The following is a 23,456-nucleotide window of genomic DNA, read 5'->3' as shown; positions in this document are numbered from 1 at the left end:
AGTAAGTGAAGACTTGATGAAGGGAAGAATTACCATATTAACAGTGTTTTTGATTTGTCTAGAAACGGCATGTTTCGGACAAATGGATGTTATGGTTACTGAACTCAGAAAAGAAAATACTCATCCCATTAAGGCATTCTTAATTGAAAAAGAACTTCGCACTAATGACGCTGAATTGTCTAATTTATATACTGCATACGATGATGTAGTTGATATTCTTGAAAGACTTCGGAAGCACAAAAAGAGAGATAGAGCGTTCCTTAGGTCGATTTTCTATAAAGTCCACAAAAGAATCCTCATCAACTATGAACGGCAAGCCACTATGGCGGAAACCATGCAAACGGGCAATTTTGGTTGTCTTACTGGTACAGCGATCTATGCTCTCATTTTATCGCATTTTCAATTTGACTATGAAATCATAGAGTTACCAAATCATGTGTTCATAAAACTGAATGTAGACGGTCAAGATATGCTAATAGAATCGACAAATCCAGAAGGTGGGTTAATGAGTATTAGCAAGAAATTAGCCCAAAACATGGAACAAATTGGGTTTGACACTCGTAAACTAAAATTGTTGACCACTGTAGGCGAAGGTAGTGTAGGTGAGTGGGAGTTATTTGAAGGGCATGTAAAAATCAACCTTAGGGAGTTAGCTGGACTTCAATATTTCAACGAGTCAATCCGATACTACATTCAAAAAGAATATTTATTATCGATGGAAATGATCTCAGCAGCCTATGAGCACTACCCATCCAAAAGAAATGAAAAGCTGATGCAGTTAGTTATAAATAAAATATTGAAATACGATCACATTAAAGAGGAACTGAAGAACAAGTACTTAAAGCAGTACATCACTCGTGTTAAAAAACAGAAAATCAGCCAGACTAAGTAAAAACAACTAGTCCAATTCTATTATTTGAAACTCTACCCTTCGATTTAAGGCCCGCCCTGCCCTAGTATAATTTGTAGCAATCGGGTATTTCTCTCCATACCAGACAAATCGTAACCTTTCCGAACTTATACCTAAAGACGCCATAGCTCGTTTTACTGCTTCTACCCGTCGCTTCGAAAGTCTAATATTATAATCATCGGTACCATAGGCATCTGTATGACCGGAAAGCTCAACAATGGCATTTGGATAGTCATTCATAAATTCGGCAAGGTTCCGTATTTCAATCCAGGATTCGGGTTTTAGTATGGCCAGATCAAAATCAAAGAAGACATTCTTTATAACGAACGATTGACCTGGAACAGCTTTTACTACTTGTGGTGTCGTAGCCAAGGTTGGTAATTGAACACCACTAATTACTGCATTTGGACTTAGGTCAGGTAAACCAAGTTCTCTTCGCTGTGCATTTAGGATTTCAAATGTATCTCTTTTAAGCTCTGGTAATGCCAATGTAATGGCTACAGCCTTAATTACATCTTCTGGTACTTCAATCGGTTGTCCTAAGTCTAAACGAGTGCTGTCAAGGTCTAGTCTATCAAGGTTTACGGCATAAACATTCAAGTCTGAAATGTCCAGCAAATCGATAGTTGAACCGACTGGGATAAATCCAGGGATTACGGCTTTGTAGCTATATATTTCATCTGCGGGTAATTCTATACAGTAATTTCCGTTAGCATCAGTTCTTACCCTGCCTACTTCTACACCGTCTCTTAATCTAGAGAATACAACTTCAGAGTCTAAAGCACCTCCATTTTCTGGGTCGGTAATCTTACCACAAAGCGTTACTAATCTGAGCTGCCTTGTTACCAAAGGCAAAGTTAGGGAATGTATATCGAGATCGTTTCCTTCTACCTCTCGACAGAAATAACCAAAAGAACCATCTTTTGGTAGGAAGAGAAACATATCATCTTCTTCCGAATTAATTACTGGACCTAAGTTCTCTGGCTCTGTCCAACTCTTCCAAGAATTGTCTAACCTTCTTGTCATAAACAGATCTTTCCGCCCATAGCCACTATGCCCATTGGAAGAGAAAATGAGAGTCTTTTTATCGGACATTAAAAATGGGCCTTCTTCTTCACCGGCCGTATTTATAATTGGGCCCATACTAATTGGTTCGGTCCAAAGTCCATCTCTTTGAAGGAAACTTACATAAAGGTCTCTCTGCCCTTCTGTTCCTCTACCTTCTTCTGATATGATGAGTACCTCACTATCCGTTGTAATTCCAAAATTCACATTCTCATGAACATTTAAATCATTATAGATTCTCATGTTTTGAGGGTAAGTCCAAGTAGTTTTATTAAGTCTTCTGCTTTTAGAAATTCCGTAGTTCATTCTACCGGAGAGGTACTCGTTTCCTAACACTATGTACTCTTCATCTTCTTGTAAAAAGCCGCTGATAAAGTTAGGGTCGAGGTTATTTAACGGTTCACCAATATTTAGTCCGAGCGACCAGTCTTGTGTGATATTATCAAAATCAGAATACCAGATATCCTCTAAATCATCTAGGCCACCTACGTTTCCTTCATGGCCTCTTCGACTATAATAAAGCGTTTTGCCATCTCTTGTTAGTAGGGGTTTAATTTCGCGTTTATCACTATTTATCAAGTCATTTAAACGATAGACTTGAAGTTTCGTATTGATGTCTGGCATTAGGTTAATCTTAGCCTGAACTGGTTCACTTGAATTGGAAACTCCAATACAGTCTATATCTGAAAAACCATCTACAGCAGAACCTTCTATGATTATTTTAAGTGCTTTTACATTGTATTCTGTTTTATCGATAAAGATTCTGAACATTCTCCATAACTCTCTTACCGGGCCCGGTTCTTGTTCGAAAAGAAGATATTCATTCCCATCGGGGTCATAGGCAAAAACCTTTGAAATAGCCCCCGGGTTATAAGTTTCACCTATAGCGATTTGCTCAATAGGCATAGGCAACTCAAATTCTACTTTTATATATTCTTGCGTATTGGGCTTATAAGGCCTCCAAGCATTTGGGTTGTCACCTCCACTAGGAAGAATATTGGGTTTCAATAAGGCTTGACGAGCAGAGTGCTCTAGTTCAGTAAATTCCGACGAAACCTCTGCCACCCGCGTTGCCCATTGAACGGTGGTTTGAGCGACAGCCGTCTGAATAACTGTGCAGAAAATGAGTAGTCTTAAAATGTGCTTCATCTATGAAGAGAATACTTAAACGTATCGCAAAAAACTTTTAACGCTAGTGCGAAATTAAACATATGTAGTTTAGGCAATCTAATTCAATTAGTGAGGTTTACGCTCAAAGATAAGATAACCGAATGATAACATAAGTCCAAATGGCACATTATTCTGTTCTATGTAGTTAAGTCTTAGGCTAATTGGCCCTGGTAACGTGTTATAAATCAATGCAGCCATCCCTAGCAAAGACACTGAATCAAAGCCCGTATTCACCAAAGCTTCTTGATTTGACCCTTCTATTATACTTTTAAACGGGCTATATGCATATAGCTCTAATCTCATTTCAAGAGAGCGTCTGGGCTTCCAAACATGTTTCATGCCCGCTCCAACAAAGCCTTGTGCGCGATAATTTTCTAAAAAATATGTTTTTGAATCGAATAAAGGCTCAAAAACCGGAAGATACATTTGAGTCCCTCTGAAGTTATATAGGGGATCGAAGGTTGAATATTGTCCGTTGAACATCCAACCAAATGAATATTTTTTGTTCACTTCAAAGTATTCTTCAAATCCAACATCGAGCGCTAGCCAATTTGCATCTCTAGAAAGTTCTGTTACTTGATTCGGGTTGAAAATTATAGAAGTAGACCCTGGATTATAATCAATAGAGCCATTGAAATATTTTGCCGAAGCAAAAAACCTTGTGCCTGATGATGGAAACTGTTTTTTATTGAGGCTATTGCGCTCATAATTAAGCTCAGATACAAAGGAGGTTAGGTCTAGCTTGTCTAAAACATCATTTGAGGAAACTACAATGCTATTGCCAAACTCATCGGTGTTGCGAATAAATCGAGTATTGAATGTGACTAGGCTTCTTCTTCCTAGGCCTATTCCCAATGTAGCCCCAATACTTCTATCAATTCTGTTAATTACCAATGGCTCCACATCCTTGTCGAGAATATCACCGGTGTTTAGGTAGTCCCAATGATTAAATGTGAAATTGGGCTCTACAAAGAGTCTGTTTTTTGGATTAATATTCAGTCTAGCCCCAAGACTCACGGCCTCGTAAAACCTTCCGGTTGATAGTCTTAGTTTATAGGTATTCAACTTTCGTTTAAATGAATTTAGTTTTGCACCTAGTTGTAAAACACTAATCTGCCGAGTGGCGATATTTCCGCCAAAATCAAGCGTCAATGCTTTCTTTGCTGTGGGTTTTAGGAACAAATCAAAAACGTAGTGTTCTGATTTCTTATCATATGAAAAACTGGGATAAACATTTTTGAAATAAGGTTCTGAAACTAACTGAAAATAGGCATTTCGTATATATTCAAGCTCTTTTTTGCCATCTGTGAAATCAATGAGTTTCTTAACGAACTTCTGTTGGTCTTTATCAAAACCGTGAAGCTCTAGTGCGCCAAACTCATAGGGTAAAAAAGATTGTTTGAGTGCCGTTCTTCTTTCTTCTAAATCAGATTTTTTGATAGTCCTTTTCACTTTCTCTTTTAGAATTGCCACCTTCTCCATCGCAGCCTCATATCCGATATCCACCAGAGTACTGGCCTTATCAAAGTCAAGAGCGGTGTAACCCTTAAGGTTTGGTTCTATATAGACATCTCCTTCTCTTAATTCATCTGGATCAGAACGATCTAAAAACATAAAAAGAAGGGTGTTATTTATCACTTCCTCATCTGTTTCGTATGGATATGATTTATCTTTTTTTGTGGCCACATTAGAGCCTATTACCATATCTGGTTTAAACTCATCGAGCATAATATCTACAGGGAAATTGTTATAGATTCCCCCATCAAAAAGGTACTGGTTGTTGAATTTAATTGGTCTATAAAAGAAAGGAACTGCCATCGAAGCTCTAACAGCTTGCATAATTGAACCTGAATCAAGGGCTATTTCTTTCTGCGTGAATACATCCGCAGTAACGGATTTAAATGGTACAAAAAGCTTATCGAAATCAAAATTTGCTTGTTGTGCTGCTTGGGTCAGGTATTCATTTAATACAAAGTTGATGATCAAATCATTGGCCAATGGGGTATTAATACTGGCCTTAGATTTCTCATCAATTAGCAGGTCTAAGCTGAGCCAAGAGGCATCGTCTTGAGATTTTGTATAGTTGTATTGATACTTCTCAGTGGATGTTCCATTCATCCAATGTTGAAAAGAAGGGCTACTCACAATGGCTTCCATTTCCTCAGGGCTCATCCCTGCAGAATATAGCGCCCCGACAACGGCACCCATTGAAGTACCAATGATGTAGTCAATTGGAACCTCATTTTCTTCCAAAGCCTTAATTACGCCAATGTGAGCGCTTCCTTTAGCTCCACCACCACTTAATACTAAGCCTACACTTTGTGCCGCAATAGTGCTTGTCAATAATAATAGTGCTATGGAAGCAAAGGTCTTCATGCTAGAAGGAAGAAACAAAAAATGAAGGCATACACCTTCTTAAGAAAAGGTTCTTTTAAAAATTTACTCGTTGCTCGCGCTTACCGACTTGTCAGACCAAGTGTTTGGTATGTCTTCTAGTCGTTTATCCATCAGACTCATCAATGCATCGAAACGGACCAATTCTCCCGCTGGCAAAGGTTTTTCTGCCGGAAGTTTCTCTTTCAAGAAGTCTACTTGTTTTCCTCTTTTCCAGAACCTAAAGCATAAATGATTTCCAGTACTGCTACCTGTACTACCCACGTAACCTATCGTTTGGCCTTTTTTAACTCTTTGACCGAGTTTGAATTTACCAAAACGGTTCATATGCAGATATCCGGTTGTATAGGTACCATTATGCTTAATCTTGATATAGTTGCCATTGGGTCTCGTAAATCCTCTGGCTACAATTACTCCATCTGCTGCTGCTTTAATTGGTGTGTTTTTGCTAGCGGCAAAATCGGTTCCTAAATGTGGCTTATAGCGGCCGTACATTTTCAGGTACCTATTGGGATTATACTGAGATGAAATTCTGGTAAACGCTACCGGATATCTGAGAAATGCTTTCTGGACGCTTTCTCCTGACTCGTCAAAGTATTCATGCCCATCACCCATATCATATCCATAGGCCATGTAGTCATTCTTAATGTGGTTAAACTGTGCACTAATAATTTTTCCAATCCCTACTGACTTGCCTTCTACTAGCCTGTCTTCATAAATAATTTTAAACCAATCTCCTTTTCTGAGCGTTTTTGGATCGATTTGCCAGCCAAAGATATCGGCCATAGCATTTACTAAAGCGGGAGAGCCGCCTTCTGCGCGAATTGAATGATCTAGTGTTTCTGAAATTACACCCGCCATGGTTCGCTCAACAATTTCTACATCGCGGGACTCTCTAAAAACACCTAGAGAATCCACCAACTGATAAACTACATACTCTAAATCATTCGGCTCATATACAAAGTATGATGCTTTTTTAGTGGAATCGGAATTATAGAATATTGTATATTTTTTGTTTACAACAAGACTTCTTACGCTAAATACATCGCGCGAAATCTTATCCATATTAAAGATGTCTTGTCGGCTAACGTTGTAAGGCAAAAGTATATCGGCGAAAGTCTGGTTTCTTTTGATGCGTCCTTCTTTCAATTCAAATAAATCTACAGGAATACCGAATTTAAAAAGTGGTGTGTCATCTAGCGTTTCTTCAGCTAGCGACTCCTCAGAGAAAACCTCTTTATCATCGAAGGGGGACGATGATGGAGAAAGGAAATATACTAAGGTGAAAATGGCAATCAGAGAGACTCCAATAACAGTGACCAAACGCTTACTCATGAATAACTTTTTTGCCTTAACGCGAAAATAACATTTTTAAGGTGTAAAACATTCAAAAAATGCTGATTCCATCTATTAGGAGGCTTTGAGCCTTAAACTATTGAGCACAACACTAAGAGAAGAGAACGCCATTGCGGCGCCTGCTATCATTGGGTTTAATGTAAATCCATTGATAGGAATTAGAATGCCAGCGGCAATGGGAATAGCTACTAAATTGTAAATAAATGCCCAAAATAAGTTCTGGTGCATGGTTTTAACCGTTTTATTAGAAAGTTCAATCAAGGTTAAAATCTTAGGTAAATCTCCGCTTATTAATGTTACATCTGCGCTTTGCATGGCAACATCCGTTCCTGTACCCATGGCAATGCTCAAATCTGCTTCAGCCAAAGCAGGGGCATCATTTATTCCATCTCCTGCAAAGCCTATCGTCTGATTTTCTTTAGCCTCTTTTACCAATTGCGCCTTATCATGAGGCAATAAGCGAGCATAGTAGGATGCTACACCAGTTTCATGAGCCACAGCAGCAACTGCCGATTCATGATCTCCAGATAAGATCTCCGTTACAACGCCTTTTTTATTCAAAGCCTTAATCACCTCAGGTGCGGTAGATTTTACGTTATCTTTAAGACCAAACATTGCCATAAGAGATTTTCCTTCCCAAAACAGCACCAAACTCAGCCCTTTACTCTTCATATTTTCTAGGGCTTCTAGTTGAATTGGAATTAGGTTTGTTTCAACATTTTTAACGCCTGATACTGTATATTCTTTCTCTTCAATTATCGTTTTTAACCCTATTCCTGGTAGTGTTTCTACCTGTTTCATCATAAATGGGAATAATCGAAAGTTTTTGTCCAAGTAAGTAACTATAGCTTGGGCTATGGGATGAGAAGAACTTGATTCTAAGCCATGTAGAATACTCAGCAGCTCTAACGACATGTCCTCTTCAAAATAAAATTGAGCAGCTGTTACTTCTAATTGACCTTTTGAAACTGTTCCTGTTTTATCAAGAAAGAGTTTGGTCATCTTCTTTGCTTTCTCCAAAGCGGTAGCGCTTTTAATTAAAATACCGTGGCTAGCTGCTTTACCAATACCTACCATAATGGCAGTAGGCGTTGCTAAGCCAAGCGCACATGGACAGGCAATAATTAAAACATTGAAAGTATTGACGAATGCTAAACTGATAGAAGTTTCTGGTACCAAGAAGTACCAAACACTAAAGGTTAAGAGTGCTAAAACCAAAACTATAGGCACAAAAACTGATGCTATTTTATCAGCTAGCTGTTGAGCGGGAGCCTTTGTGCCCATGGCATCGGAAACTAGTTTAATAATCTGACCGAGAACGGTATCTGCCCCTAGCCTTTCTGCCTGCATCTGAATCAATCCTGTTTGATTGATCGTTCCTGCTTTAACGCTATCGCCTTTTTGTTTTTCTAATGGAATAGACTCCCCTGTAAGCATACTTTCGTCAACAGCTGTGGAACCACTGATAATGACACCGTCAACCGGAAACCTTTCCCCAGCCTTTACCAGAAGAATATCTCCGAGAGCAACTTCGTCTAAATTGATTGTCTGATGCTCATCATCCTTCAGACGTATTACGTTGTTTACTTTTAGTTTATATAGGCTTTCAATCGCATCGCTAGTTTTCCGTTTTGCTTTTTCTTCTAGAAATTTACCTAATAGTATAAACGTGATGATTACCGCTGCTGATTCATAATAAACATGCGTTTCAATTCCTTGCGCTTCAATCCATTTTGGGAAGAATGTGGTGACTAAACTGAATAAAAATGCCGCTCCAGTGCCTGTAGCAATAAGTGTGTCCATATTCACGTGCAAACGCAGCAACTGATTAAACGCGCTTCTATAAAACCTGAGTCCCGACCAAAATAGTACTGGAAGGGTAAGTCCAAGAAGTAAGTATTCTTTGAATTGGAAAATGCCGACAAACATGGAAAGCACTACTATCGCTATTGTTAGTGGCATAGCAACAAACAGATGCTTTTGAAGGTTTTTAAGCACTAGCGCTTGACTATTTTCTTGTGAATCGGATTCTAAAAGGAGATCGTACCCTGCACGCTTTACCTGCTTCCTGAGTTTCGAGAGCTTTATGCCTTCTGATAGCTCAAGCTGAACCGAATGGGTAGCATAATTGACGTTCGCTACGTTTACCCCATCTTCTTTGAGCAAGGTTTTTTCGATAGTGCTAGCACATGCCGCACACGTCATGCCCTTTACTGGAATGGTATATGAATTGGAAACTTCATTCATATACTAGTCATTTATCGATTGGCAAATTCCGCTTTAGCTTCATCGAGAAAATTGATGAAGTTCTCAACGCTTGGGTCATATGATACAGGCGAAACCAAAGGTTGTTCATTGTTGTCGAGTAACACATAATATGGCTGTGCGTTACCGTTAAATCGAACGATCTGGAAATCGAAATTCTGCTTACCGATGGTCTTTTTTACTTTATTATCGAAAGAAGAGGTATACCATTCCGATTCTGGCAATTTGGTTCTATCATCAATGTAAATTGCCACTATCACAAAGTCTTCCTTCAATCTTTTCAATACTCCTTCATCGGCCCAAACGTTTTGCTCCATTTTTCGACAATTCACACAACCATGGCCTGTAAAATCTATGAATAGGGGTTTATTCACTTCTTTAGCAAATGCAATTGCCTGATCATAATCAAAAAAGCCTTTCAGCCCATGTGGCAACTCAAGAAAGTCAGCATACTTTACTTCTCCTTTGAAACCATCGGGCGCAACGTTCACTTTTTCTTCAATAGCTGCTAAACCGAGTACTTCTTGGAATGAGAAATCTGTGCTTTTTTCCGGAGGTAAATAACCTGCCAAAGCATTTAACGGGGCGTTGCCAAACCCTTGGAATAGATAAACTGAAAAGGCTATACTACAGGCTGCCACCAATAAGGCGATGGGCTTCAATTTTCTATCTTTACCATCATGTGGGAAACTAATTACCCCAATTAGATATAGTGCCAATAGGATGGCAAGTACAAACCAAATAGCGATATAAACCTCTCTATCTAAAAGTCTCCAATGGTAGGCCTGATCGGCAACGCTTAAAAATTTAAAACCAAGGCCTATTTCAATGAAGCCCAACACTACTTTTACGGAATTAAGCCATCCTCCTGATTTCGGTAGATCTTTTAGCATACCTGGAAAGAAGGCAAAAACGGTGAAAGGAATAGCAAAGGCTGAAGAAAAGCCTAACATTCCAATTACCGGCTTAATAACTTCTCCTTGAAACGACTGAATGAGCACAGTACCTACAATTGGACCGGTACATGAAAATGAGACGAGTACAAGGGTAAAGGCCATAAAGAAAACGCCTAAAAAGCCTCCTTTTTCAGCCTTCTTATCCATTTTATTGATGAAACCCGTTGGCAAGTTGATTTCGAAGTAACCAAAGAAAGAAATCGCAAAAATCACGAATACTAAAAAGAAGATAATATTCGCGACTGCACCTGTAGCCAGATCATTAGCCAAACCAACTCCAAAAAAGCTGGTAAACACTAGGCCAATAAGAATATAAATGGCGATTATAGAAAGTCCATAGGTTAAGGCCTTGACTTTTGCTTGACCTTTTGATTGCGAGTTATTGGTAAAGAAAGCAACCGTCATCGGAATCATTGGAAAAACGCAAGGCGTAAGCAATGCCGCCAAACCGAAAAGAAAAGCCCCAATAAAAAAGCCCCAAAGAGAACTGCCTTCATTGGCATCTAACAATTGACTGTAGTCTCCTGATGCCGAAAGGGTTGTTCCTGAAGCATTTCCTTCTGCCCTCGTATTTATAAAACCAAAATCAAGGGTATCATCTCCTAAAACGCAGAGTTTGGTTACATCGGAGCAAGTCTGAAAGGATACCTCTCCTACGATATTCAAATTATCATTCAGCACTTTAATTCGTTGCTTGAACTGACCTTGGCCTGTAAAGTAAGTCACATCTGCCTTCCAGGTATCTTCGTATTTCTTCTTAGGGTTAATGGGTATCAAGTCACCGATAAGTTCGAAAGAACCGTTCATTTCGAATTCAATGGCCGTCGGTATAGGTCCAACATCCTCAGGTATATCGCTAGAGTATAAGTACCAATTGTCGACAATTTCTACATTGAGTATGAGATCTATTTCATCTCCAGCCTTTACGGATTCTTGACTTGCACTGTATGACCATTTTGTTCTTTTATCAATTCGTTGACCTAATTGAATTGGCTTTGGGGTTCTCTTTTTCTCTACAACACTTATGAAAGAGAAATCAACGTCTTGATAACCGGGAATACACAAACCATTAACATCTGTACAGGTCTGAAATGAAAGCTCTCCAGTAATATCAAGGTCCTTTTTCAACACCTTTATTTTCTGTCTGAACTCTCCTACCCCAGTAAAATAAGTCACATCACCCTTCCAGATTTTGTCAAACTTTTTCTTTGGGTTAATGGGCATTAAGTCGCCAATTATCTCGAAAGACTCACTGTCTTCGAACGTAATTTCGGTGGGCATTGGACCTAAATCTTCTTCAAGATCGCTAGAATAGAGGTACCAATCGTCTATGATTTTGGCTTTGAAGATGAGTTCTATTTCGTCACCAACATTTACTTGCTTTTTACTAGCATCAAAAGTCCATTCCGTTGTTTTACGGAACTGACTAAAACTGTCGACGCTGACAAGAATTAGAAATAGAAATAATAGATACTTTTTCATAGCCATGTTACAAACGCATTAAATCGGTTTAAGATTCAATACAGTTTAAGTGAAACCACCCTACTCCTGCATGTCGGAAAAATTCTGGAAGAATAAAGGAATCGTCTCTATCCCTTTATAGTAGTTGAATAGCCCATAGTGCTCATTTGGAGAATGTATGGCATCGGAGTCTAGTCCAAATCCCATTAGAACAGTTTTAGAACCTAGTATTTGCTCAAAAAGTGCAACAATCGGAATACTTCCTCCTCCTCTAAAAGGTATTGGTTCTTTTCCGAAAGTAGTTTCCATCGCTTTTGATGCCGCCTGATAGGCTATAGAATCTGTAGGTGTTACTGCTGGCTGACCTCCATGGTGCGGAGTCACTTTTACACTTACAGAATCTGGAGCTATTGATTTAAAGTGCTCTTCAAAAAGTTGGGTGATTTTATCTGGATCTTGATTTGGCACCAAGCGCATGGAAATTTTAGCGTATGCCTTGGAAGCGATTACAGTTTTAGCCCCTTCTCCGGTATAGCCGCCCCATATTCCGTTTACATCCAACGTAGGTCGAATCGAAGCTCGTTCCATACTGTTATACCCCGTTTCACCTTCAATATCACTCAAGCCAATGGAATCCTTAAACTCGCTCAACTTAAAAGGGGCTTTTGCCATTGCAGCTCTTTCAACTGCCGATAACTCCACGACATCATTATAGAAACCCAAAATATTGATCCGTTGATTTTCATCTTTCAATGAGGCAATCATTTCGGCCAAAATGTTGATTGGATTGGGCACTGCTCCCCCATAAAGTCCTGAATGTAAATCTCTATTAGGACCGGTTACTTCAACTTCTACGTAGCTCAGTCCTCTTAAACCCACAGTTATTGATGGTACGTCGTTGGCAATAATTCCAGTATCTGAAACTAAAACGATATCCGCCTTAACCATTTCTTTATTCTCTTCTAAGAATATGCCAAGGTTATCTGATCCAACTTCTTCCTCGCCTTCAATGATAAACTTCACATTGCAATTCAATGAATTCGTGGCCATCATTGTTTCGAAGGCCTTTACATGCATGTACATTTGGCCTTTATCGTCACAAGCACCTCGGGCAAAAATTGCACCGTCAGGATGTAGATCCGTTTTCTTTATAACGGGTTCGAATGGTGGTGAATCCCATAATTCGTAGGGGTCAGCTGGCTGAACGTCATAATGCCCATAAACCAAAACGGTAGGTGCATCTTGAGCGACTATTTTCTCTCCATAAACAATTGGGTGACCGGCAGTCTCACAGATTTCTGCTTTATCAGCACCAGCAGAAAGGAGCTTTTCTTGGATAAAATTTGCCGCATTTCGAACATCCTCCTTAAAATTACTATCAGCACTTACCGATGGTATTCTTAAGAGGTCAAGTAGCTCATTTAAAAATCTGTCCTTATTGGATTCTATATAGTCGTTAATGGCGCTCATGCATTTCTAATTTGAAGCAATTTACTTGAAAATGTGCCAAAGTGCGAATGGGAAATCAGATAATCAATGGGTGGTAGAAACAGACTTAGAAACCATCTCCGGTAACTGCCTTTTTCTTCTTCAAAGTCTGATTGGAATCGGTAGACATCAGCAGCTTATAAGGCTCATCTATTCCGTAGTAGAGTTTTCGAAAATCTCTAGCCCAATTGCTGATCTCAGGAATACTTCCTAGTGATACCTTGAACGATCCGATTTGATTTTTGCCGGTATTGGTATTCAAAACTGTAGCATTGTAAATTTCATTCGAAGAAAAGGATGTAAAACTGAAACCATCATAGTTAAAGAAGTACCAAGTACCATCGGTCATTTGTAGTAAGATGGTAATGATGTCGCCCTCCCGCGTTTTACGAACTTCAATAAAGCCTTGCAGCTCCATATTAAGGTCTATATTCGACACATGAGAAACTCCAATTGGACCTTCGCTATAAAATGAATTTGTCTGTTTAGACCACTTCATATGAACTTGCGAAATCACCAAGTCTTTGATTAATTCTCCATTTGGCGAAGCAGAAGCTAATGGAATTGGCACTGTTCCATAACTTTCGTCCCACTGCCTTGTTGCCTCGTCACCGATAAATTCGGCCACTCTATAAATCAATTCAGATCTATCAGAAAGTGCCCTGGTAACACCTAAATTTTCGGCCATATCCGTTAGGTTTTGACCAATTGCTGCTAATCCGTCTACTGGTAAACCAAAGGAGAGCACTAACATCGCATCAAGATCAAATGCGAGCGAGTCTAAATTTCCGTCGCCTTTTCCAGCGGCCTGAATATTAGCTCCTTTTGAACCTGCAAAGAAGTTAAGTCGGCCTTCAAACGTAATATCCTGACTGTTTTCTTGATAAGAGAACATGCTGCCGGCATAGTTCGATTCTGGGTTTGCAGACTTGGCCGGGTTTTCAATTTTATAAGACTCTTTATCATTATCATAAAACAGATTTCCTCCTCTTGGCACAAAGAAATCATCGTCTGCCGGATCACGCTTTTCTGTAATGAACGACATGTAAGGATTCCTTCTACTATCGAAATGTAAGCCTGCATTTAGGGGCGATCCTTCTCGAGTAACTGCTTGGTCAAAAGGAATTACAACTTCTTCAACATCATCGTTTGACGCATGTTCAATCCAAACATTTCTCTCCGATATCTTCTGTAAATCAAGTCTCACGGCACCGTTTAGCCGAAGTGCCTTTTTGTAGGCATACATTGTTAACTCTCCTTCATAGATAAACCCTGGAGAAATAACCACTTCTTGCGAACCTAAAACTCTTCCGGACGACTTGGTATGCGGTCCATTTACTTCGTCATTTTCTACAAATTGAAATTGATCGAATTGGATGGAAAATGTATCTGCCTGTGCATTAACCAATTCATAAGTTCCTTTTCCCCTGAATTCTGTCCTCGACAATATCTCAATTTCAGCATTGAAAAGTCTGTGATAAGCGTTTGCCGTATCAATTAAAATTACGGCGTTTTGAAGTTTCTCAATTCGCGAATTTTCGAGTATGGTCAATTCATTTCCTTCTGGGGTTATTTTGGCATCTGCCACCTTTATAAATGGAATCCCTTTTACATTTAGCTCCTTCTTTTCAATGTCATAGAAACCGTCAGTTGCACTAAAAGCAAGTGAGTCTAACTTCTTATTGGTAGAATAAAAGAATGATTGTTCAATCGGAACACTTTCCGGTTTAGTCATGGTAACCGACTTCTGATTTACATCCCATAGTGCCGACGGTATAGAGGTTTTAAATTGTGCAAATGGAAATTCTAATGATGCTTCACCGGCCACCCCAGGTTCTATTCTTGCTAGCGCGTTGGCTACATCGAAATTGATATTAGAGTTGCTTGTACTTAAGATGGGTTTGCGTGTATTTGGTGCTGCTAAGGTAAATTCTGTGTGCCTAGACAGGAATGAATCTGCGGTAAAAGCAATTGAATCAGATTTTAGCTGCGCACCATTAATTGCCATTTCTCCTGAGCCAAATAAGCCCACCTTTCTCAAGACCATTTCACCTCTTAATTGTGCTTGGTTATCGAAAATTTGGAAGGGTTTCTTAAACTCAAGGTTCTTAAGAATCATACTGTCTCGCTTTGCGAGCCAATTCATGTCGTAGGCTTCTAAAGTCATGGATGGGAATGACACCGTATCGACCATCCCTTTAGTCATAGTGGCTTTTATACCTTTTGGTGTAACAAGTGAGTCGAGAAAAAGCGTTGCTCGTTCTTGGGTAAAGGTTGTGGTGAGATATTCTATACTGCCCGGGGTAGAAATTCCATTTTCATCCATTTTTACATCCCCATAAAGCCGCGCTCCTTGTTCATAGAGATTATATCCGCTATCTGGAATAGCATGTTGAAAACCGAAACTCTTATCTTTCATAAGCTTCAAACTCTCTTTAAAAACTGGCAGAATTCCACCTGAATAAAATGTTCCTTGAAAGGCATATTTTGATGGATCTGCGTCAGCAACGCTGTCTAAAACAAAGGGCGGAACATCGAAGTAAACGGTGCTATCATATGCTCCTTTTAGCACGTCCTCTTTGCTGAAATATACATTGGCGCTTTTTGTTGATGTAAAGATTGGATATTCTGGCATAGACCTAAAAGCGGATTTATTATCTGGTTCATTGATCAGAATTAATCCTGAAGTTCCTACAAGCTTATTGCTTAACTCTTCTCTCTGCCCACGTGCATTTTGGACTTGCAGCTTAATGGAATCAATTTTTTCCATGTTCACTAAAAAGCTATCGTAACGAAAGGTAAACTGGGTTCCATTAAACTGAAAATTACCTGCATTAAGCGATCCATCGAACTCAATATCTCTATTCTTTAAAACGCGCATCACACCATCGTCCGGGGCAATCAATACGTCGAGTGAATCACTCACTACAAACCTTTGTACACCTCGAACGGTAAGCACAGAGTCTTTAAAGTTCATGGTTGCATTTGGTGCATTATCTATTATCGACGGAATCAAAATATCGTCGTAATTAGGGTCTTTTCTTCCTGCTGCAGCATAGTGGTACCCTTTTTCCAAAACCTCCACTTTTCCCGTTAGCCTATCGAGTTTGACCATACCCTCTGCCATGAGTAATTCCATGGTCTTTTTCACAAGGGATTCATCTAAATTTTTATCTCTGGCCATCTGGCTGGTATAAAAAACATCGCCTCCTGCCTTTTCAGCCATATTTACGGCCATAAGCAATGGATGAAAGTTGAACACTTGTGCCAGGTCTTCAAATTTGGCGTTACTATAAAAGTCTTTCGATTCTAACATGAGCGGAACATCAGCCCTTGCTGAGTTAATGGCAAAATCTAAGGAATCAGAATTCAGATCCCAGCTTAAAGCATCACCAGAAATATCCATGTTGTAAAAGGAAGATCTAAAAGGGGTTGTTTTATATCCTTTAACACTTGTTTCTAATTTGAGTATGTCTGTCTCATAGTCGTAGTCAAACTCTACCGCTGGGTGATAAACGGAATCGGCCAAATGATAAATCGTGAGCTCTGCATCTAGAGAAGATACGGTGGAGTCTTTATTATCAAAGGTGAAGTCTTTACTGCGCGCAGTGAACCGTTTTACGCCGTCAATTGTCCCGGTTATTACTGCAGTTTCTTCGTACAGTGATCGAGAAAAGAAGTCGAGACCTTCGTAATTGATTCCTCCTTTGAAGCTTATTTTTTCAGAGCCCAATCCTTTAATCGGCGTATTGGCATTATATGAAAGAAATCGAGGAAAAGTTCCTCTTTCGTTTCTTGACGGGCGAATATTCAGGTATAACTCTCCTTCAATGGGTTTTTCGATTTTAGCTGGCTGGCTAAAGAGTACATTCTCAAACTTAAAACTGCGCTGATTTACGGGCAGCTCAAAGTTCTTTAAACGAACTTTCATTTCTTCTTGGGGCATTCCCAATTCAGACCAATCAACAATTCCATCTTGACCGATAAATATATTTTTATCGAACCTAAAATAACCGGATGTTCCTTCGATTACCGCAGTATCAGTGGTACTAGCCAATACCAAATCCCCTTTTATCAAATGGATTACTTGACCAAGTTCTTCGTATTGTTCCGGGAGGTCTTCGTTCATCAGATCTCTCGGTTTTGGTTCTGGAGCCTTATAGCCTGCCTTCGATCTGGCCAGTGCTTCTTCGACTGTTAACTTCTTTTGAGGTTTATAAACAACTACTTCATCTGCTGCTTGGCTTTCCTCGTTTAAAAGGACTTCATAGGTTGCATTTTTAAAATAAACGGATTGATATCGGTCGGCATAAATTGCCGTATTTTCCATAAATCCATGCAATGTTTTCAGATAGGCAAGAAACTTGACTCTATTGAGTTTTTCTGTTGCACCTCGTATTGATTTCGTCAGATTTTCCATCTGCTCATCATTGAAATTGTGCTTTTCCTTTGCAAACTGTAAGGCCTCAAAAAGATCGCGAAGGTCATAACGAATTCTGACTCTCAAGGCTTCTAGCTTAACCAAGCTAGCCAATAAGTTCTGTTTTACTTCGGGCGTAAAACGGCTCTGACGATAGTTTTCAATAAAGAATTTATATTCTGGAGCAAAGTCGGCAACATCGTTGTCTTTAACGATGGCTTTTACATTTGGAGATAATTCAACAGGGTCGTTCGCTGCTTCTTGCGCATGGAGTGTACCGCACAAAAATAGGAGTAGAAAAAACCTAAAAACGACCTTTTGACCAGTAAGCATATCAGATGAAATCTTCCTTGACTTAATAAATGAACGAAGAAATGCGCAGAATAGTGAAAACTTAGGTCACTTTCTGATATACAATCCCAACCCAATTTTTGCGAGTTGTATGCCTAACTTCTTTCAACCCTTGTCCAACTACCAATTCATCAACTTTTGGAAGGTCTGACTCGTAGAAGCCGCTTAAGAACAGGTAACCGCCATCATTTAGTAATTTGACGTACTCAGGAATCTCATCTAGCAATACGTTTGTATTGATATTCGCCAAAACTAAATCGTAACTATCCTTCAAAGCCAATTCTCGGATGGTGCCTTTTTTTATAAAGTTTGGCTTTACCTCATTCAGGTCGAAGTTGTCTTGAGAATTTTCAATACACCATTCATCAACATCAGTTGCCGCAACGCTACTTGCCCCTAATTTGGACCCCATAATAGCCAAAATCCCTGTCCCTGAACCTATGTCAAGAAGACTTTTTCCTTTGTGGTCAATGTCATATTGAAGGGCTAACATCTGATGGGTTGTTTCATGATGACCTGTTCCAAATGACATCTTCGGATTGATGACGATTTCATATGGAAACTGAGGTTGTGACTCATGAAAAGTAGCGCGAACGTATACTTTATCATCTACATTAATGGGATCGTAATTCTTTTCCCATTCTTCATTCCAGTTTACTTTTGGTATCTTCTTTAACTCATACCAAATTCTGGTTTGCTTTCGGTAGTTGTTAAATAAGGTTTGGACTGCAGGATGGCTAAACTCGTCTTCCTCGATATATGCTTCGAACCCAAGTTCAGTCTCTACAAAAGACGTAAACCCTATTTCCCCCATTTCAGCAGTTAAGATTTCACCAAAAGGTGAGTCGCAGTGTACATTGATTTGAATAAAATCCATTAGTAGGATTTAGTAATATCAATGAAATCGCGTGATTTTAAAGATGCTCCTCCAATAAGACCTCCGTCAACATCTGGTTGACTTAATAATTCTTGCGCATTGGATGGTTTCATACTACCTCCATAAAGGATCGAAATTTCTTCTGCCACTTCATGAGAGTACCTATCAGCTAAAGAGGCTCTTAAGCTCTTGTGCATGTCTTGTGCTTGTTCAGCACTTGCCGTTACGCCTGTTCCAATCGCCCAAATTGGCTCATAAGCAATGACTACTTTTTGTAGGTCTTCGGATGATAGATCATAAAGACTCTCTGACAATTGATTGGTAACAAACTCTACATGTTTACCTGCTTCGCGAATTTCTAGGGATTCGCCACAACAGAAAAGTGGTGTTAAACCTTTGGCTAGTGCTAACTTTACTCGCGCTGCCAACTGTTGGTTTGTTTCAAAATGATACTCTCTTCTTTCACTATGACCAATGATGACATAAGAAGCACCGGTAGAAGTAATCATATCGGCTGCTAAATCACCCGTATAGGCTCCTGATTCATGCTCACTCATATTTTGAGCTCCTACAAAAACTTTGTCTGAATTGGCAGTTATACCGCTAACTTGAGATAAATGAATTGCTGGCGTACACATTACTACTGTGACATCATTTGGCGTTTCATCATTTGCAATATTTACGACTTCAGAAGCCAGCGCAATGCCATCTTCTAAGTTTTTATTCATTTTCCAGTTTCCGGCAATTATCTTCTTTCTCATAGTTGATTTGAGTTATGCTCAAATATAATTGAGTTAAAAAGACTAATGCTTACAGATTGAATAAAAAATAAAACCCCACATCTCTGCGGGGTTCTAAATCGAATTCGACCAACAAGCGAAGATCTTTTTGTTCCTCTCCGAAGACCTCCAATGTTGTTTAGCAGAACAAGTAACCCTAACAATTACTCTGGCTAGAAACTAAGCGTCTCTTAATAACTAGCAAGCCAATAATTTGGTATTCCACATCGAACTACCTAAACATATCATATAGTGTTTTGCGTACTGTTCATTGACAATTCATATGCTCTAAGCTTCTGTTTTCGAAGCTGATACTTGGCTAAATCAATTAACCTTCCTTCTGGCCTTAAGCCATCAGCAGCATAGTATTCATTTATGTTCTCTTGGCTCACACAGATAAGGGCTATATTTTTTCCTCTTTTACTGGTCACAATAAGGTCTTCTATAGACTTAATTAGTAACTTTTTCAGGCCCTTATTGTATATCCAAAGCGGCTTTGTGTGAACGAGATTTAGACGATTATTTAATTTATGTTTGTGTATAGAAAGCACAATTGATGAGCCGAAGTACCCTTCGATTTCCTTATAGTCAATAATACTATTGAACCCAATAGAGAACTCTGTACACAGCCCAAATAATTGAAAAAATGGACTCCAAATAGCACGCATCTTATAATTAAAGAGCGTTCCATCACCGGTTATTTGTCCCCAAACACTATTGTATTCAAATATTAAAGCACGGCTTAATCCTTGATCCATAACTCACCTTGTTTTTTACACTTAGAAAGTCATTCACCATATGATTAACAGTTCTAGATTTATGCGCTAGAACTATTGGATCAAAACTCCAAAACCAACGGGAAAACAACTTTGACGGGGAAGGCAGTGATGAGCGTAATATTGACGTACGGAAAAAGGTATTTGCATATGCAAACCCAACTAGGTATCCGAAATCTTGAATTATTTTATTAAAAGGTATCACTGGCCTATTAATTGTTTAATGACTCAAAATCATCTATTCGATGATTGAGAGCTTAACAACTGTGCGCCAGCCAGCAAAACAAGGTGTTTTGCCTCTTAATTGTTACTGCTCCGATTACTCTAATTGAGTAATGCAGTGGTGAATATAGGAATTGGAATATGACAAATCCAACCTTTGACGTAATTAGTGTCTATAATTTTTAATCAAACACAATAATTATATTTATTACTCTACTTTATCTAAAATAGATATAATTTTTAATATGGAGTATGGCTATATCTTTTGTAGCTTGGAGCACTGATCCAGAACAAAACTTAGATTAAAATACTGTCCCTGATAAAATTTTATGGCATCAATCAATGTTATCAAGGAAGACCATCCAAGATACTTTTGGGTTCATTCTCAATTTCCTTCTAAGTCTATGCTTGGCTTTCTTTACACTATCGGGCGTTATATTAAGTAACAAAGAGATGTCCTTTGTGGGTATATTGGCCTTAAGCATAATGCATAATCGTAAATCATATTCCGTAAGAACAGGATATCTAAAAGATAGTCTCTGCCTTAGTTTAGCATGTGTACCATGGAGTTCCAAAACCAAATTATTAACCATGTTTCTTTCTTGAATAGTCATCGTATACTTTGCAGGTTTTTTACTTGTTTTTTTACCAGGACTAATATATTTCATGACAAACTCGTCCGTCGACTTACTACCGTGACATTTCATTCACAGTTCGCGGTAAAAAGGATGACATTTGAAAAACCCTCCTTTAATGTGTGTTTAAGGCTATAATTATCGGTTCAAGATGTCGTTCTACTCACCTATTATGACTGATACTTCCATTAAATACTGGTCGGTACTTGTCTTGTTTTCGATGTGTTTTTTTGATGGAAGTCGTTTCGGTCTACCGCATTAATTTCTCCATCTAGGTTGAAGTCTGCCGCACCATTACTACCATAACTAAAGGTGATCCCATTATTTGTTTGCCAGGTGCCGAGGTCTGTACCATTAATATTTCCATCTTGGTTTAGATCACCAGATGGCATTCCGAACTTGCTCCCAGATAAGGCTACTAGTGCCGTTGTGGTTTGATAAGTATTGGCTGAGTTTGCTGTGAAATCTATTGTCAGTGTGCCGCTACTTCCTACGATAGCATTCGCTGACATGATCGGCAGGTGGTTTCTGTGATAGATCACCACATAGTAATCGGTTCCAGTATTCCCTGATAAGTTTATTGAAAGGTTACTTGTCCCGTCTATAGCCTTTATCGACCCATTGCTCATTAAGAAGCCTGCTGCTGAACCCTTTCTGGTTGAGTTTACCGCTCCTGCTGCCGAACCCGCCTCTCTTAATTCTACCAATACCCAATCTACCGCTCCGTCTGGAACAGCAGCTGCGCTCGCCACTGACTCTGAACCTGCATGGCTGTTAGTTCCATTATAAGGAGCACTGGCAGAAACTAGATTTGCATCTTCTAAAGTAGTGTTCATTGCATTAGTGCCATTCCAGGCGCCTTCTAAGAATACCGTTGCTGCTACTTGAATAGACGCAGGCGCAAGCGTGGTTACATCAACCTTTGTAGGACTTGCTTGTATGTTGGGAGAGCTTTCATCGTCTTGTGCTACAACATATACATCATAGGCTGTCCCGGCGCTCAGGCCTGTTACACCAAAGTTGTTAGTGAATCCTCCAGAGTTTACGACTGCATTTCCACTAGTTACTACTGAACCTCCCCCTGAGGATTGGCCTGCTTTTACATTCGCCGATGTTGGGGCAGTGGCTCCATTAGCCACAACTACATAGTAAATGGTACCCGCCTCGTTTATATCTGTGCCTAAGGTAAACCCTGTTTGTGTGATAGAGGAGGATGTTGGTGTAGCGTCAAAAGATGGAGGATCAGTGTCTGAAGAAACCGTCGTTAAATTCGCTGGTATAGCAGCGACAGCTGTTGTGTAATTAGATGCATTGCGATCATTTGTTTTTATAAAGTTACTCGGGTTGGTCATGGCAATTTTTGCAGCAGCTATTGCGGCAGCTTGATTTCCCGCGCTGGAAAAGTCATAACTTCCACTATAAACTACATTATCCCATTCATCACTAGCACCACTGCCAGCTCCTAAAGCTACCGCTGTCCTAGGTGATGTTGAAGCCGATAAACCAGTTGGTAAATGCGACTGCGTAGTACCATCCGCACCGTTACCAGCAAATTGTGTCGATGAAGTATGCGCAATAAAGATATAACTCGGGTTCCTCCCCGGTTCTTGGCCTCCAGTGCCATCTCCATCCTGAAAAACCAATATTTGATCACCTGAGGTAGAAAGGTTCGTACCTCCACCAGATCTTCTCATTCCAGAATCGGTGTAATCGACAAAATCACTACTTGTACTCCATGTAACAATGTCTCCAGCACTTAAACCTCCAGCAGGAACCGTGTACAAGTCAGCGCCTTCGCTACAAGCAGATGCATCATTTGGAAAGAAACTTGGATTACTTCCAAAAGATCCGGATGAGGTTACTCCACAATCTGTGAAATAAATCTTAGTGCCAGCTAGAATATCCACAAAGGTTATAAATGTATAATCATCAGGGTCATCGTGCGTCATTTTGATTATGGCAATGTCACCTACGCTTAAGGTAGTGGTCACTATCTCCTTTTTGCTTTCAAGTAACTCTAATAAACTATTTGTTGTAACGCGAGAAGAAATATTGAGGGCATCAGCAGGAAAAGCAACAATTCCATTATTTCGCATGACACCCTCACTGGAAGAAGAATTGTCTTGGTCAGTTTGACAATACAAATTCAGCGTACTTATTAAAGTTAATGTACAGCCAATAATCCATTTCTTATTTCGAATCATCTCTAGTCGGTTTATCAAAAAAAGAGTGCCCAAAATTCTTTTGAAAACATGGTTTGGCGGTCAACAACGCAAACAACCAAGTACAAAAAGAGTCAGCGCGATTGCGCTCTTATTGGGCATTCTTTTC

The 23,456-nt window shown here is 39.4% G+C and carries 13 protein-coding genes; 1 reads left to right on the top strand and 12 read right to left on the bottom strand.

Translation table 11 applies throughout. The features are described 5' to 3' along the window. Nucleotides 1-16 precede the first annotated feature (16 nt). Nucleotides 17-892 carry a hypothetical protein gene (locus tag JXQ92_RS04260; protein WP_421985342.1) on the top strand — a complete coding sequence of 292 codons (876 nt, stop codon included), beginning with the start codon at nt 17-19 and terminating at the stop codon, nt 890-892. Between the two features lie 6 nt (nt 893-898). Here the strand turns inward: JXQ92_RS04260 and JXQ92_RS04255 are convergent, their stop codons facing one another. The 12 genes from JXQ92_RS04255 to JXQ92_RS04200 form a co-directional block, all read right to left on the bottom strand. Continuing rightward, nucleotides 899-3,124 carry an OmpA family protein gene (locus JXQ92_RS04255; protein WP_421985341.1) on the bottom strand — a complete coding sequence of 742 codons (2,226 nt, stop codon included), beginning with the start codon at nt 3,122-3,124 and terminating at the stop codon, nt 899-901. 87 nt (nt 3,125-3,211) lie between these two features. Continuing rightward, complete coding sequence (locus JXQ92_RS04250; protein ID WP_421985340.1) at nt 3,212-5,521, bottom strand: patatin-like phospholipase family protein; 2,310 nt, start codon at nt 5,519-5,521, stop codon at nt 3,212-3,214. Nucleotides 5,522-5,584: 63 nt separating this feature from the next. Beyond that, nucleotides 5,585-6,874 carry a peptidoglycan DD-metalloendopeptidase family protein gene (locus JXQ92_RS04245; protein ID WP_421985339.1) on the bottom strand — a complete coding sequence of 430 codons (1,290 nt, stop codon included), beginning with the start codon at nt 6,872-6,874 and terminating at the stop codon, nt 5,585-5,587. 75 nt (nt 6,875-6,949) lie between these two features. After that, nucleotides 6,950-9,142: a heavy metal translocating P-type ATPase gene (locus tag JXQ92_RS04240; protein WP_421985338.1), complete on the bottom strand. Its 2,193-nt coding sequence runs from the start codon at nt 9,140-9,142 to the stop codon at nt 6,950-6,952. An 11-nt stretch (nt 9,143-9,153) separates the two neighbouring features. Further along, the gene (locus JXQ92_RS04235; RefSeq protein WP_421985337.1) at nt 9,154-11,598 is read right to left on the bottom strand and encodes a protein-disulfide reductase DsbD domain-containing protein; all 2,445 of its coding nucleotides are present in this window, start codon (nt 11,596-11,598) and stop codon (nt 9,154-9,156) included. Between the two features lie 60 nt (nt 11,599-11,658). Next, a complete protein-coding gene (locus tag JXQ92_RS04230) occupies nt 11,659-13,038 on the bottom strand; it encodes a dipeptidase (RefSeq protein ID WP_421985395.1) in 1,380 nt (459 codons plus the stop codon). A 94-nt stretch (nt 13,039-13,132) separates the two neighbouring features. Next, nucleotides 13,133-17,818 (bottom strand): hypothetical protein, encoded by a 4,686-nt coding sequence (locus JXQ92_RS04225; protein ID WP_421985336.1) that lies wholly within the window; start codon nt 17,816-17,818, stop codon nt 13,133-13,135. A 61-nt stretch (nt 17,819-17,879) separates the two neighbouring features. Then, nucleotides 17,880-18,713, bottom strand: a complete 834-nt coding sequence (prmA, locus tag JXQ92_RS04220) for a 50S ribosomal protein L11 methyltransferase (RefSeq protein ID WP_421985335.1) — start codon at nt 18,711-18,713, stop codon at nt 17,880-17,882. Next, nucleotides 18,713-19,474, bottom strand: a complete 762-nt coding sequence (gene tpiA, locus JXQ92_RS04215; protein WP_421985334.1) for a triose-phosphate isomerase — start codon at nt 19,472-19,474, stop codon at nt 18,713-18,715. The genes prmA and tpiA overlap by 1 nt, the downstream gene beginning before the upstream one ends. A 263-nt stretch (nt 19,475-19,737) precedes the next feature. Further along, nucleotides 19,738-20,250, bottom strand: coding sequence for a hypothetical protein (locus tag JXQ92_RS04210; protein WP_421985333.1), 513 nt, complete (start codon nt 20,248-20,250; stop codon nt 19,738-19,740). Between the two features lie 575 nt (nt 20,251-20,825). Further along, nucleotides 20,826-21,158, bottom strand: coding sequence for a helix-turn-helix transcriptional regulator (locus JXQ92_RS04205; RefSeq protein ID WP_421985332.1), 333 nt, complete (start codon nt 21,156-21,158; stop codon nt 20,826-20,828). Between the two features lie 155 nt (nt 21,159-21,313). After that, entirely contained in the window at nt 21,314-23,329 is a 2,016-nt protein-coding gene (locus tag JXQ92_RS04200) for a dockerin type I domain-containing protein (protein ID WP_421985331.1), read from the bottom strand. Nucleotides 23,330-23,456: the final 127 nt, after the last annotated feature.

The sequence above is a fragment of the Roseivirga sp. genome (assembly GCF_049099775.1).
GTDB lineage: Bacteria > Bacteroidota > Bacteroidia > Cytophagales > Cyclobacteriaceae > Roseivirga.
This window is presented reverse-complemented; position numbering and strand designations above follow the sequence as displayed.